This is a genomic window from Streptomyces ureilyticus (assembly GCF_011045025.1).
GTDB lineage: Bacteria > Actinomycetota > Actinomycetes > Streptomycetales > Streptomycetaceae > Streptomyces > Streptomyces ureilyticus.
This window is the reverse complement of the sequence record NZ_JAAKZX010000047.1, coordinates 1-13,132: the sequence shown is the minus strand read 5'-3', so window position 1 is coordinate 13,132 and position 13,132 is coordinate 1. Positions and strand designations below refer to the sequence as shown.

General features: G+C 69.4%; 12 protein-coding genes and 3 pseudogenes. 11 read left to right on the top strand and 4 right to left on the bottom strand.

The window, feature by feature from the left end:
- Positions 1-247: 247 nt before the first annotated feature.
- Positions 248-1,987, top strand: a complete 1,740-nt coding sequence (locus G6048_RS17225) for a VanW family protein (protein ID WP_456243419.1) — start codon at positions 248-250, stop codon at positions 1,985-1,987.
- A 386-nt stretch (positions 1,988-2,373) separates the two neighbouring features.
- On the opposite strand, the gene G6048_RS17220 is transcribed toward G6048_RS17225, so the two are convergent.
- Both G6048_RS17220 and G6048_RS17215 read right to left on the bottom strand, forming a co-directional pair.
- Complete coding sequence (locus tag G6048_RS17220) at positions 2,374-3,390, bottom strand: DNA-directed RNA polymerase subunit alpha (protein ID WP_165340423.1); 1,017 nt, start codon at positions 3,388-3,390, stop codon at positions 2,374-2,376.
- Positions 3,391-3,733: 343 nt separating this feature from the next.
- A pseudogene (locus G6048_RS17215) lies at positions 3,734-4,099 on the bottom strand (arsenate reductase/protein-tyrosine-phosphatase family protein).
- Between the two features lie 622 nt (positions 4,100-4,721).
- On the opposite strand from G6048_RS17215, the gene G6048_RS17210 reads away from it, so the two are divergent.
- From G6048_RS17210 to G6048_RS17165, 10 genes and pseudogenes are all read left to right on the top strand, one after another.
- Complete coding sequence (locus G6048_RS17210) at positions 4,722-5,135, top strand: cytochrome c biogenesis CcdA family protein (RefSeq protein WP_165340422.1); 414 nt, start codon at positions 4,722-4,724, stop codon at positions 5,133-5,135.
- A 227-nt stretch (positions 5,136-5,362) separates the two neighbouring features.
- Entirely contained in the window at positions 5,363-5,920 is a 558-nt protein-coding gene (locus tag G6048_RS17205; protein WP_165340421.1) for a hypothetical protein, read from the top strand.
- A 110-nt stretch (positions 5,921-6,030) separates the two neighbouring features.
- A complete protein-coding gene (locus G6048_RS17200) occupies positions 6,031-6,312 on the top strand; it encodes a hypothetical protein (protein ID WP_165340420.1) in 282 nt (93 codons plus the stop codon).
- Between the two features lie 375 nt (positions 6,313-6,687).
- Positions 6,688-7,071, top strand: coding sequence for a hypothetical protein (locus G6048_RS17195; RefSeq protein WP_165340419.1), 384 nt, complete (start codon positions 6,688-6,690; stop codon positions 7,069-7,071).
- 175 nt (positions 7,072-7,246) lie between these two features.
- Positions 7,247-7,573, top strand: a pseudogene (locus G6048_RS49605) (carbonic anhydrase); the annotation flags it as partial.
- A pseudogene (locus tag G6048_RS48705) lies at positions 7,574-8,394 on the top strand (SulP family inorganic anion transporter); the annotation flags it as partial.
- Positions 8,395-8,538: 144 nt separating this feature from the next.
- A complete protein-coding gene (locus G6048_RS17180; protein WP_408056142.1) occupies positions 8,539-9,063 on the top strand; it encodes a hypothetical protein in 525 nt (174 codons plus the stop codon).
- A gap of 84 nt (positions 9,064-9,147) precedes the next feature.
- Complete coding sequence (locus G6048_RS17175; RefSeq protein WP_165340418.1) at positions 9,148-11,214, top strand: copper resistance CopC/CopD family protein; 2,067 nt, start codon at positions 9,148-9,150, stop codon at positions 11,212-11,214.
- 39 nt (positions 11,215-11,253) lie between these two features.
- Positions 11,254-11,664 carry a hypothetical protein gene (locus G6048_RS17170; protein ID WP_165340417.1) on the top strand — a complete coding sequence of 137 codons (411 nt, stop codon included), beginning with the start codon at positions 11,254-11,256 and terminating at the stop codon, positions 11,662-11,664.
- 34 nt (positions 11,665-11,698) lie between these two features.
- Positions 11,699-12,121, top strand: a complete 423-nt coding sequence (locus G6048_RS17165) for a DUF6281 family protein (protein WP_206341691.1) — start codon at positions 11,699-11,701, stop codon at positions 12,119-12,121.
- Here the strand turns inward: G6048_RS17165 and G6048_RS17160 are convergent.
- On the bottom strand, positions 12,067-12,690 hold the full coding sequence (locus G6048_RS17160; protein WP_328826187.1) for a DUF6174 domain-containing protein: 624 nt from the start codon (positions 12,688-12,690) through the stop codon (positions 12,067-12,069). The two genes, G6048_RS17165 and G6048_RS17160, sit on opposite strands and share 55 nt — an antisense overlap.
- A gap of 118 nt (positions 12,691-12,808) precedes the next feature.
- Positions 12,809-13,105, bottom strand: coding sequence for a hypothetical protein (locus tag G6048_RS17155; RefSeq protein ID WP_235989976.1), 297 nt, complete (start codon positions 13,103-13,105; stop codon positions 12,809-12,811).
- Positions 13,106-13,132 lie beyond the last annotated feature (27 nt).

The following is a 13,132-nucleotide window of genomic DNA, read 5'->3' as shown; positions in this document are numbered from 1 at the left end:
CCTCGGCCCGGCTCCGGCGGCTCGGGTCTCCGCTCGGCGGAACCGGCGGCCGGGCCTGTCCTCCAGTGCACCAATGCTCGGCCCGCAGGGAACCACCATTCCGACGGGGCGGTAGGCGGCGGCTCCGGAGTGGGACCGGTGACGCAGCCTACGGAATCGCCACAAGCCTCTTCTTGTCCTCACCCGGCAAGCGGCCCCTGTGGGGGCCCTGCCCGCGGCACGCGGCAGTCACAGACCAGGAGAACCAGTGAGTCGCCCATCCCTTCTCGACCCACCCGCCGACACCACGTCGGCCAGTCGTCGCCGAATAGGCCGCCGTGTCGCGCTCGTTGCGGGAGCGGCAAGTGTCGGTTTCGGCGGGCTGTATCTGGTGGGCCTGCTGAGCTCCGGTGACGACATCCCCGAGGGCACCCGGGTGAGCGGTGTGGACATCGGAGGGCTGAGCAGCTCGCAGGCGCGGGAGAAGCTGGACAGCAGCCTGGGTGGGGCCTGGTCGGAGCCGGTGAAGGTGCGCCTCGGCGACAGTGACGGCACCGTCCGCGTGGCAGGCATCTCATTGGACAGTGAGGAGACCGGTGCTCGTGCCGCGCAAGCGGGGTCCGACCCGTTCACCGTGATCGGCCGCCTGTTCACGAGCGGTGACCGCGAGGTCGAACCGGTGATCCGCGTGGACGAGGCGAAAGCCCGCGCATCACTGGCCGAGGAGGCCAAGACGTACGACCGGAAGGCACGGGAGGGTGACGTCACCTTCCACGCGGGCGAGCCGGTGCCGGTGCGGCCGGTCGCCGGGCGGTCCCTGGACGTGGACGGCGCGGTCGAGGCTCTGGCTGCGGCGGTCCCGGGCCAGGGGAAGGGGCCGGTGCGGCTGCCGGTCCGTACGGCCGAATCCCAGGTCGGTACGGCGGAAGTGAACCGCGCGATGAAGGAGTTCGCCACCCCCGCGATGTCGGCGCCGGTCACGCTCACCGCAGGCGGCCGGGAGATCGAGATCAGCGCGGCGACGCTCGGCAAGCACCTCACCATGAAGCCGGACGGGGACAAGCGGCTGACACCCGTACTGGACGGCAAGGGGCTCCTGGCTGATCCGGCGCTGGCGACTCCGCTCGCGCTGGCCGGCGACGAGGCGGTCAACGCGAAGCTGCGCCTGGATGGCGGGCGAGTGGTGGTGGCTTCGGAGGGTAAGACCGGACAGGAGGTCACGGCCCAGGCAGTCCAGAAGGCTGTACTGCCGCTGCTGACCGAGACCGGGGCGGCCCGCACAGGGGTGGTGGCCACCGAGGAGGTGGAGCCCAAGCTGACCCGCGACAACGTCGGCCGCCTGGGCATCAAGGAGCAGATGTCGAGCTTCACGGTGGACTTCGAGCCTGAGGCCTACCGCGTCACCAATGTCGGCCGTGCCGCAGAACTGATCAACGGCTCGGTCGTACTTCCCGACGAGACCTGGAGCTTCAACCGCACCGTGGGCGAGCGGACCGAGGCCAACGGGTTCGTGGAAGGCATCATCATCAACAACGACCAGTTCGAGAAGGCGGCCGGAGGCGGCGTCTCCGCGGTGGCCACCACGGTCTTCAACGCCATCTTCTTCGCCGGCGTGAAGCCGGTGGAGTACGGGGCCCACTCGTTCTACATCGAGCGCTACCCGGAGGGCCGGGAGGCGACGGTCGCCTGGGGCAGCCTCGACCTGAAGTTCAGGAACGACTCGGGCAACGCCCTCTACATCGACGCGCGCGCCACGGACACCTCCGTCACGATCACCTTCCTCGGCACCAAGAAGTACGACTCCGTCGAAGCGGTCAAGGGCCCCCGCACCAACGTGAAGCAGCCGGGAACCCGCGAGGGAGCAGCCGGAGAGAAGTGCGTGCCGCAGACCCCGCTCGAAGGCTTCAACGTCGCGGTCGACCGGGTCTTCAAGAACGACGGTAAGGAAGTCGGGCGGGAGACCTTCAAGACCAGGTACGTGCCTCGCGACGAAGTCACCTGTGACTGAGCGACCGCCGGGTGACGAGCGCCGGACCTGGAGGCGCACTCTCGGGCCGGAGCCGGCCGACAGTGCCTCGCGCACCGTGGTCGGCCGCGTGAGCGGCCCATGAGTGGCACGCGAGGACTTTCGGCCGAAAGTACGGGGATCGCGCTGCTTCAGGCGGGGGCAGGGTTGTCCATACGTTCGAGCCGCCCAGGACTCTTCGCGGGACGCTCTGCTGAAGGAAGTTCTCGCTCTCACCAAGCTCAACTGGAACTCGGCCGCACTGGGCGGACTCCCACCTGGCTGTGCGCGGGCGCGAACCCGGCCGAGGTCACCCGGCGCGGGGAACAGCGTCGAGGTCCTCCTGTCCCTGTACGCGAAGTGTCTCTATGACCGGCGCAGCGCAGTGTTCAGTATTGCTCGGTCTCCACGAAACCCGCGTCCGCGTCGTCGTCCGCACCGAGTGCGGCGGCGGTCGGGTCGAATCCGGGCGGGCTGTCCTTGAGGCCCAGGCCCATGCCGGCCAGCTTCGCCTTGACCTCGTCGATCGACTTCGCACCGAAGTTACGGATGTCGAGCAGGTCGGCCTCGGAGCGGGCGACGAGCTCACCCACGGAGTGGACGCCCTCGCGCTTGAGGCAGTTGTACGACCGGACGGTGAGGTCGAGGTCCTCGATCGGCAGTACCAGGTCGGCGGCGATGGCGGCGTCCGTGGGGGACGGACCCATGTCGATGCCCTCGGCATCGATGTTGAGCTCACGGGCAAGCCCGAACAGCTCGACCAGGGTCTTACCGGCGGAAGCCATCGCGTCACGCGGACGCATCGCCTGCTTGGTCTCGACGTCGACGATCAGCTTGTCGAAGTCGGTGCGCTGCTCGACACGGGTCGCCTCGACCTTGTACGTGACCTTCAGCACGGGGCTGTAGATGGAGTCGACCGGGATACGGCCGATCTCCTGACCGATCTGCTTGTTCTGCACGGCGGAGACGTAACCACGGCCACGCTCGACCGTGAGCTCCATCTCCAGCTTGCCCTTGCCGTTGAGCGTGGCGAGGACGAGGTCGGGATTGTGCACCTCGACACCGGCCGGGGGCGCGATGTCGGTGGCGGTGACCAGACCCGGCCCCTGCTTGCGCAGGTACATCACCACAGGCTCGTCGTGCTCGCTGCTCACGACCAGCTGCTTGATGTTGAGGATCAGGTCGGTGACGTCCTCCTTGACGCCCGGCACGGTGGTGAACTCATGCAGGACACCGTCGACGCGGATGGATGTGACCGCCGCACCCGGGATCGAGGAGAGGAGAGTGCGACGCAGGGAGTTGCCGAGGGTGTAACCGAAGCCCGGCTCCAGCGGCTCGATCACGAACCGGGAGCGGAACTCGTCGACGACCTCTTCGGTCAGGGACGGACGCTGAGCAATCAGCACGAGGTGTTGCCTCCAGTGGTTTGGCGCCGGCTAGATGCCGCCGTAGACACCACGAAGGGTACGGGCGAGACGGGCGATACGGTCTCCGCACAGGCCGAACCGCCCGTCTCCCCAACCCAGCGAGGAGACTTCGGCCTTCCTTTCGCCCGCCGTTTCCACGCGTTTCTGCTTTGCCGCATGTCGTGATCATGGCTTGGCCGGGACAGTTGGCAGGGGGGTGATGTGCACCGCTCACGGCGCTGTGCTTAGCCGATACGTCCCGGCACGGAACCCCCGTCGCCTCGGTCGCTGTGCACGTTGGCGAAGACGAGGCGTGGGTCGGCCGCCGTACCCATGTCCGCAGTCAGTGCTGTGCCGGGACGCCGAGTTCGTCGAGGAGTCCGCGGACGCGGCGCTCGATGTCGTCGCGGATGGGCCGCACGTCGTCGACGGCCTTGCCCGCGAGGTCGTCCAGGGTTCAGCCGAGGTAGCGCTTGCCGGGGAAGACCGGGCAGGCGTCGCCGCAGCCCATGCTGACGACGACGTCGGCGGCGCGGACGATCTCGTCGGTCCAGGGCTTGGCGAACTCCCGGGTGATGTCGATGCCGCGCTCGCTCATCGCGGCGACGGCGGCCGGGTTGACCTCGTATCCGGGTTCGGAGCCGCCCGACCAGGCGACGGCCCCCGTTCGAGGCGGAGGTACTTCGGCCGTGAGCGTCAGCCACCGCAGCGGAGGGCCCGGTCAGCCGTCGCGGAGCCCGCTGTGATCCGCGCGGCGGTCGTCCGCTGGAACGTACGCCTCGGCACCGTACCCGTCTCCTCCGGTGTGTCGGCGCCGGATCAGGCTGCCCCTGACCATCGGTGAGAACTGACGGCGCGTGGCGAGGGGAGGGCGGCCGGGCGATGACCGGAGACGACTCCACCCGGCCGACCCGCGACCGAGCGGTGTTGTGGGTGCCCGAAGCGGGTGCGCTGCGGGCCTGGCGGGCCGCCGCCCTGGCTGCGGCCCGCCAGGGCCGCGATGTGCGTGCTGCTCCCGCTGATCGGCGCTGCGCTGGCAGGCGGGCACGCGCCGCGCCTGGCGGTCGTGGCGCTGCCCGCCCCCACTGGCGCGTCTTCCCCGGCTCACCTACCTCGGGCCGACGCCGACCGGCGGTCTCTGCCTGCCCTGACTGGCTGCAGCGCCTCCTCCGTGGGTACGACGACGCGGAAGCCCTGGCGTCGGTGAGGCGCAGAGCCGGCTCGCCGTCGTAGGGGCATTGCACGACGCCGGTTGGCGGTAGCACAACTTTGGATCGGTGTTGCGTTTCCGCAGTTCAGGAGCCTCTTAACGGATATGGCAACGGTCACCGATGCAGCCTTTGCCCCCGTTCGCCGGACGCACCTTCCGCGTCACCTACCACCCGCAGGCGGGCCTGGCCGGAGCCCCGCTGCTCGGCGTGATGTTCGGCCTGGGCTGGACCCCCTGCATCGGCCCCACGCTTGCCGTCGTCCTGAGCCTGTCCGCCACCACCGGCAGCGCCGGACGCGGCGCACTGCTCGCCTTCGTCTACAGCGTCGGCCTGGGCCTGCCGTTCCTCGTCGCCGCGATCGGCTTCCGGCGCGCGCTGAAGGCGTTCGGGTTCGCGCGCCGTAACGCGCGGGGCGTGATGCGGTTCGGCGGGGCGATGCTCGTCCTCGTCGGTGTCCTCCAAGTCAGCGGTATCTGGACGTACTTCACGGGGCAGCTGCGCTACTGGGTGGCGGGCTTCGAGCCGTGGCTGTAGCGCCTCGTCCGCGAGAAGCAACGGCAGCTCGGGCGGGAAGCAGCGGACGGCTCTCGACCTGCCGCTCCACCGGGCCGCTGTCGGCCGGGAAGCCTGCCCAACAGCACCCAACAGGGAGTGGTCCGCGGCCTGGTCGGACAGGGACCGGACACACCGCTCTCGAAGAGGACACCCAGGGCAGGGATAATTGCCTCGACATGTTCTTCCCCTCTGTTGGTGACCGCACCGTGAAGGGCAGCGCCGTCCGCGCAGCCGCCGTCGCGGTGCTCGGCAGTGCCCTGGCGGCCGGACTTCACCACGCCACGGGCGACTCGCCGGTTTCGGTGCCGGCGGTTGCGCTCGCGGCGTCCGTACTGTTCTTGGGCGCGTTCGCCGCGTTCGCGGTCTGCTCGCCTCGCACGACGGCGGTGTTCCTCGCGGCCGCGCAGGCGGCCTTGCCGGTCTGGCTCAACACCACGGAATCGCATACGGTTTGGGACGGCCATTACCGGTTGCCGCCCGCGTGGCATCACAGTGGTCCGGCCATGGCCGCGCTGAATCTCGCGGTCGCCCTGGCTCTGGTCTGGCTGTTGCGCAGTGCGTGCGAGTTGCCTGCCCGGCTGGTGAACGCCTGCCTGGAGCCTGCCCAGCAGTGGCTGCTCCGACTGGCCGGCGTCCTTGGACTGCTTCTCCCTCTTCCCTACGAGGCGGTGAGGTCCCGGCCGCGGGCGCGAGCCTCGGACACTCCACCGCTTGCTGTCGCCTGCCTCGCTCTTCGGTATCAGCGTGTGCCGTGCGGGCCGTGAGTTCGGCGTATCGCCGAATCCGTCCGCACGACTCGTGCGACCGGCCCTGACCGTGATCGTGACCGGCCCGGGGACCGTTCGCGACCACTGATGTCCTGGAGCGTTTCGCCATGCCCATCCCATTGGCCGGGTGCTGCCCGGGCGGTTTCGTCCGTGCAGTCCTGGCATCCGACAGCCCTGCGCCCGATGACGGGTACACCCCCGAGCACGACGATTCCGGCGGAGGTCTGTTCGACCTCCTCGCTTCCACCCAGATGATCCTGCTCGTGGTCTTGGGGGTGGTGGCCGTTGTCCTGCTGGTATGGGTGCACTTCATGCACCGCCGGGAGGACAGGAACCTCGAAAGGGAAGCTCCTCGCGGTCCGGCGCCGCAAGACCGTGAAGGCGAGTGACACCTGGGGAATGACACCGGGGGAGGCCCTGCGCTGCTGAGCGGAACCGGCCGCCGCGCCCTGTCACAGCACCGAAGCCCGCGTCCGCAGCGGCCTCGCCCATGTCCGCCCGGCGGCGCCTGCGGGCCCGAGGCGCGGCGGTCCTGCCCCACTCTCCACCGTCTGCGGACAGCACCGCACCGCCGCTCGATCCTCACCGGTTCCCTACATCCGGCATGCTCCACCGAACCGGGTGATTGCTCCTGCAACGAGAGTGCCGGTGTTGCTCATGTCACCTTTTCTACCCGGGAGTTCAGCATGTACGAGGGATGCGGGCAGGTAACGTTTCGGCGTCAGCACGAGCAAGACATCGGGGGCCCAGTGGTGATGCGGCGCATGGCGGCAGCAGTCGTGCTGCTGGCTGCTGTCGTCCTGCTGCACTTCGGACTGCCCCACCACTCATCGGCCCCTCCGGGCGCGGTGTCCGCCATGGCATCCGCAATCGAATCGGAGTCCAGGACGGCGCAGGGTTCCGTGTCCGCCGCGGCTCACGCCGGTACCGGGTCGCAGCACCACGAGGCCGCCGACGATGCTCTCGCCATGCCACCCCGGGCAGATCACCTCGTCGAGCCGCCGTCGCTCGCCGAGGACGCGAGCGCGACGATTACGTCCCTCGTCGTCATCTCCGGCATGCCGCATCCTGGTGCGGCGAGAAACGTCTGGAACCCCGGCTCCGGACTCGCCCCGACACCCAGCACCCTGCAGACCTTCCGCTGCTGATCGGCAGCGTGCTCCGCGCACCGTTCCCACTCCCAGTACGCACCACCGCCGCGGGCCGAGCGTTCAATCGACGGCTCGGCACGGCTCGTTGACGCGTACCCGGACGTGCGCAGCACGCACTCTTCGCGCCCTTCCCTCTCTCAGAGCCCCACGAAGAGTCACGAGGCCAACCTTCATGCAGACGCTCATCGAGCACGCCCGTACGTTCCCCGAGAAGATCTCCGGTCAGCAGGAGGAGTTCGCTCAGCTGGCTCAGGGGCAGCAGCCCCAGGCCCTGTTCATCTCCTGCTCCGACTCCCGTGTCATCCCCGCCCTGTTGACCGGTGCCCGCCCCGGCGATCTCTTTGAACTGCGCACCGCGGGCAACATCGTGCCCTCGTACCGGTCGCAGGTCGCGTGCGGTGTCGCCGGATCCCTCGAATTCGCCGTCCAGGCCCTGCAGGTGCCGAGCATCGTCGTGTGCGGCCACTCGCACTGCGGCGCCGTCCAGGGGCTGATACGCGAGCTCAGCGGCCTGGCGGAGGCGATCCAGCCGCCCGCCCTCGGTGACTTCGGCAAGCTGGCCGAGGTCGGACTGCTGACCACCATCGTCGCGTTCACCCTGATCGCCTCGGCCGAGTCGCTGTTCAGTGCGGCAGCGGTCGACCGGCTGCACGACGGCCCGAAGACCGACTACGACAAAGAGCTGATGGCCCAGGGCACGGGCAACACGGTGTGCGGGCTGCCGCGGCGCGCTGCCGATGACCGCGGTGATCGTGCGCAGCGCCGCCAACGTCCAGGCGGGCGCGCGCACGAAGGTCTCCCGCGTCCTGCATGGCGTGTGGCTGCTGCTGTTCGCCGCGCTGCTGCCCGGCGCGCTCGGCATGATCCCGACCGCCGCGCTCGCCGGGGTGCTCATCCACGCGGGCTTCAAGCTGCTGCCGGTCAAGGAGCTGGGGCCGCTGTGGCGCGAACACCGGGGCGAGGCCGTGGTGTTGGTGATCACGGCGGGGGCGATCCTGGTCACCAACATGTTCGAGGGCGTGTTGATCGGGCTGCTGCTCGCGGTGGTGAAGACGGCCTGGGAGACCTCACACGGTCCACATCGACGTCGACGACTCCGGTACGGACGCGGTGCGGGTGCGGATTCGCGGCCATGCCACCTTCCTGCGTCTGCCGCGCATCCTCGACACCCTGGAGCAACTGCCCGCGCACCGGCCCATCGAGCTCAACCTCTCCGGGCTGCGGCACCTCGACCACGCCTGCATGAGCGCCCTGCAGAACTGGGCGGATCAGCACAACGCCCACACCGTCCAGCCCGAGCGCACCCGCGTCTCGGCGTAGAGACCGGTCCGTGGGGCGGCTCCCCTACCGCCCCACGGACCTTTCATGACATACGGGGTGAACGGTAGTCAGCGTTCACCCGTACCCCTTGTCGTACACCTGGCCGCTGACGCGGACGGGAACAGCCTGGAGACGGAGAGGCACGTGCCACAGCACCCCGAGCAGTCAGAGCAGCCACAGCGAGGACGCACCGGCCGCACCCTGCCCACCGCCCGTCTGATACGCGGCGCCGCGCTGGCCGTGAGCCTGGCCCTCCTTCCTCTGGCCACGGCCTGCAGCAGTGGTGGTGAGGACGGCGCTTCGGCGAGCAGCAAGCCGTCGAAGATCTCCGACGCGCCCGCGGCGGCGGTGGTGGCCCCGGCGAAGGTCGAGGTGATCGCCAACCTGACCGGCTGCAAGCCCAAGATCCGCATCGAGGCGGACCAACTGCGCCAGGGCCTCTGCCACACGAAGAAGGTCGACTACCTCATCACCACCTTCCCCGAGGAGAAGTACAAGCAGACCTGGCTGGACTCCGCCGCCATCTACGGGGGCAAGTACCTGGTCGGCACGCGCTGGATCCTCAGCGCGAAAGAGCCGGAGATGCTGGAGCAGTTCCGCACCAAGCTCGGCGGGACCATTCAGCAACTGCGGGGCATCGGCCCGACACCGGCGCCGAGCACGTCGTAGCGGCAGCTCCGCCCCCGACCACCGCAGCCCGCACGGGCCGGGCCACGACCGCACCGTACAACCCACCCACCCGGAGGCTCCTCCATGCCCACGGCACCGCGCCGGACCAGGACACCGCTGACCGCCCTCCTCCTGGTCGGCGCCGTGCTCGCCCTCCTTTTCGGCGGCGCCGGACCGGCCTCCGCCCACGCCATCCTGACCCGGTCCGCACCGGCCGACACCTCCGTCCTCAAGACGGCCCCGCAGCACATCACGCTCGCCTTCACCGAGAACGTCAGCCTTTCCGACGGCTCCCTGCGCGTGCTGTCGCCGAAGAACGAGCGGGTCGACCGCGGCGCGATCACGCACGCGGGCGGGAAGGGGAGCACCGCCCGGGTGCTGCTGCGCGGGAAGCTGGCCGAGGGTACGTACATTGTGTCCTGGCGCGTGGTCTCCGCTGACAGCCATCCGGTCTCGGGCGCGTTCACCTTCTCCATTGGCACTCCATCCGCCGCCACTGCCGCAGTGCCGGACGAGTCCCCGGACGACACCGCCGCCTCCCGCCTCTACGGCTTCTTCCGCTACGTCGCATACGGCGGCCTCGCCCTGCTCATCGGTGTCGCCGTCTTCGCCCTCGCCTGCTGGCCCGCCGCAGCGGGGCTGCGCCCGCTGCGCAAGCTGCTGATCGGCGGCTGGACGACGCTGGCCGCCTCCACTGCCGTCCTGCTGCTGCTCCGCGGCCCGTACGAGACCGGACAAGGTCTCGGCGCGGTGGCCGACCCCTCGCTCCTGGGCCGGACCATCACCGGCAGGACCGGGGCGGCCCTGGGCGCACGGTTGTTGTTGCTGGCCGGCGCAGGCGCCCTCGCGGCGCTGTTCACCGCCCGGCACCGCCGCACGGCCGAGCAGACACGGCAGGAGTCCGCCGCCGACGCGGCCGATCGTACGGACACGTCGTCCACGAGCCTCATGGGCGCGACCACTCCGCCCGTCGGCGACCCGCAGTTCGGTACCGGGGCACGTGCGGCGGGCGTGCTGTTCGCCCTGGGCCTGGCCCTCACCTGGGCCGCGGCCGAGCACGCCTCCACCGGTATCCAAGTGCCGCTGGCGATCCCGGTCTCCATGCTGCACTTACTCGCCATGGCGGTGTGGCTGGGCGGTCTGGTCGCGCTGACCCTCGCCTTGTTCCGGGCACCCGCCGGCATGGTGATCCCGGCAGCGGCGGTCGCGCGCTTCTCCCGGCTGGCGTTCACCGCGGTCGCCGTCCTGGTTGTCACCGGGGTCTACCAGTCCTGGCGGCAGCTCGGCTCCTTGGACGCGCTCACCACCACCGAGTACGGCAATCTCCTCAGGCTCAAGGTCGCCGCCGTGTTCCTGGTGCTGACCGTGGCGGCGTTCTCCCGCCGGTGGACCGCGCAACTCAGCCACGAACCGCAGACGACGGAAACCCACTCGGAGGCAGAGCCGCAACGCGTACGGGTTTCGGAGCGCGTGGGTGTCGGCGCCTCCTCGGGCAGCGGCACAACCGGGGGCGGGGACAAGGCCGGGCTACCCGGCCCGGGCGATCCCACCGACAGCCCCGACCCGTCCGACTGCAACCTGTCCGACCCCGACCCGTCCGGCTCATCCCCGTCTGCGTCCGACTCGTCCGGCCCTCCGTCCCCCTCCGACCGGTACCGGCGCGGGCTGCGCCGGTCGGTCGCCGCCGAAGCCGTACTCGGTGTCGTCGTCCTGGCGATCACCACCGTGCTCACCGGAACCCAGCCCAGCCGCGCCGCCGAGGCGAGCGCCGCAGCTGCCACCGCGTCCCGGCGGCCCCCGGCGGCGGTGGCGACGGTCCCGTTCGACGTCGGTACGCCGAACGGGCAAGGCAAGGTGCAGATCACCTTCGACCCGGGGCAGGTCGGCGACAACACGGTGCAGGCCCTGGTGTTCGGACCCGACACCGGTGTCTCCACCGTTCCCGAACTCCGTCTCACCCTCACCCATCGCGCTCAGCGGATCGGCCCGCTGGACGCGAGGCTCGTGGACAGGAAGGGCTATTGGTGGACGGAGAGCCTGCGGCTTCCGCTGCCCGGCACCTGGACCATGCGCCTCACCGTGCGCACCACCGACATCGACCAGGTCACCGTCTCGAAGGACATCACCATCAGGCCACTACCGGACTACTGACCGGCCACTCAAGCCTGCGCACGGGCCGCGATCCCGTCGATGCAGACGTTCAGGCAGAACTCGAAGAGCGTGTCGGGCGAGTCGGGGTCCAATTCGCTGACCCGCTTCAGGTTCGGCAGTTCTGCGTCCGTCTCGGAACGCAGCCACGGCGGCGGCAGTTGTTGCAGATCCGCGAGTTGCAGATGGGCGGGCGCGGCCACCAGCGGCTGGACCGGCCGCGCCGGCGGTCACGCCCTGATCGGCGCGGTCCTGGTGTGGGGACTGTCCCTGACAGGCTTCGGCGCCACCTCGTACCTCCCACTCGCCCTCACCCTGCTGGCCCTCGCCGGGCTCGGCGATCTCATCTCCGACGCCGCGGCCTTCCCGGCCCTGCGCCGCGCCGCCCGCCGGAGTTCCGCGCAACCCGTGCTTGCCAGGGGTGATGTCCTCGGCCTGCGCGGTAGCTACTGAGCCGGAGCTGATGCTCCGCGAGGAGGCACATTCGATGAAAGCCGTACTCCCGGTCGGCCGGAGCGGATCCGTTGGCATACTGCTGGCGGCAGTCACCTTTGCGGTGTCCGTCGCCTGTACGTCGTCGAGCGACGGCGATGGCGATGGCGGCGAGTCCGCGTCGTCCTGTGCGTTCCTGGTCGACTACGAGAACCGCACGTACTCGGATGTGGCGAACGTCGATTTCACGGTTGAGGACAAGCTCGGTCCCGCCACCCTCCCGCCATGCGACGACACACCGAACGACGATGACGACGGCCGGGCAACGCCGACCTCGACGACCGCCTATGCGGTCGAGGGGCTGAATCCCAGCATCGCCATCGCAGTGGGAGAAGAACCCGGTGACGCTCGCTTCGTCGCCGTCTACTCCGGCAACGAGATTCCCCCCGAGGTCAGAAAACTGGTCCACGGCTCTTGATGTCGAGTGCGGGGCCCAGCCGCATAGATGGCGCCCGGCACTGATCCCCGTCCACGTCGGCTGCTCAGTGCGTTTTTGGCTGGTTCGTAGGCGCTGATGACATACAGCGCTTCGTCGTCGATCGCGTCCTTCTCCCAGTCCAGGGAGATCCGTACGGGGTGCCCGTCGGCTGCGTACTCCGCCTCCGCCACATCCGCTCTGTCACGGCGGGCCTGCTCCATCTCCTCCAAGAGCTTGCCGATGGTGGGTACTTCACCTGGCAGTTCCTTCACCAGCCGCCGGCCACTGCCGTCGAGGCCGACCGCCGCCGCCACCTTGCCGTTCCTGACCGTCACCCGGAAGGTCCCGAGCAGTGTCCGTTCCCCTTCACTCGACTTGAGGGTGTAGGTGTACGAGGAAGGCTCCTCCCAGGTGGTATCGCTCCCGGTTGTAGCGCTCCTCGGCTCAGTTCCCTCGGCAGATCCTGAGGACGCAGGACTCTCGGTGCCACAGGCGGCAGTCGCACACAGCAGCCCTCCGATCAGCGCGGCAGCGGACACGAAACGAGCACTGGAGCGTACGGCAGTCATGGTGGCTCCCTCGCGGAAACGGCTACCGCTATGACGTCGGTGGGCCCAGGAACGTTCGGGGCAGAGGCGTCTGTGGGGCGGATGTGGTTCCGCCCCCCGGCAAGATCCGCCCTACGGCCTAGGCGCAGCCCGGTGGTTCGTCCTTGGTCGGTACGAATTGCATGGTGGGCAGCCCGGCGGCGTCGAAGTTGGCAGTGTCCGGGCCGATCAGGGTCATGTAGCCGGGAAGTCTCTGGCTGTCCTGCGCGGGCGGCTCCCCCTTGACCTGCTCGGCCCCGGGGAACACGGAGTCGAGGACCCACCAACGGCCGCCGAACTTCACCCACTTGATCCCGCAGTGCGTATAGATGTCGTACGGATACGGCTTGTGCTGCTTGGGCGTGGCCGGCCCTTCCTGCCACTTGTCCTTATACACATCTTACGCTTACTACTACCTTGTTTT

Coding starts and splice junctions, on each gene's coding strand:
- G6048_RS17165 (WP_206341691.1), top strand. CDS start 11,699: ATGAAAGCCGTACTCCCGGTCGGCCGGAGCGGATCCGTTGGCATACTG.
- G6048_RS17195 (WP_165340419.1), top strand. CDS start 6,688: ATGGCGGCAGCAGTCGTGCTGCTGGCTGCTGTCGTCCTGCTGCACTTC.
- G6048_RS17210 (WP_165340422.1), top strand. CDS start 4,722: ATGCAGCCTTTGCCCCCGTTCGCCGGACGCACCTTCCGCGTCACCTAC.
- G6048_RS17160 (WP_328826187.1), bottom strand. CDS start 12,690: ATGACTGCCGTACGCTCCAGTGCTCGTTTCGTGTCCGCTGCCGCGCTG.
- G6048_RS17170 (WP_165340417.1), top strand. CDS start 11,254: ATGCAGACGTTCAGGCAGAACTCGAAGAGCGTGTCGGGCGAGTCGGGG.
- G6048_RS17175 (WP_165340418.1), top strand. CDS start 9,148: ATGCCCACGGCACCGCGCCGGACCAGGACACCGCTGACCGCCCTCCTC.
- G6048_RS17200 (WP_165340420.1), top strand. CDS start 6,031: ATGCCCATCCCATTGGCCGGGTGCTGCCCGGGCGGTTTCGTCCGTGCA.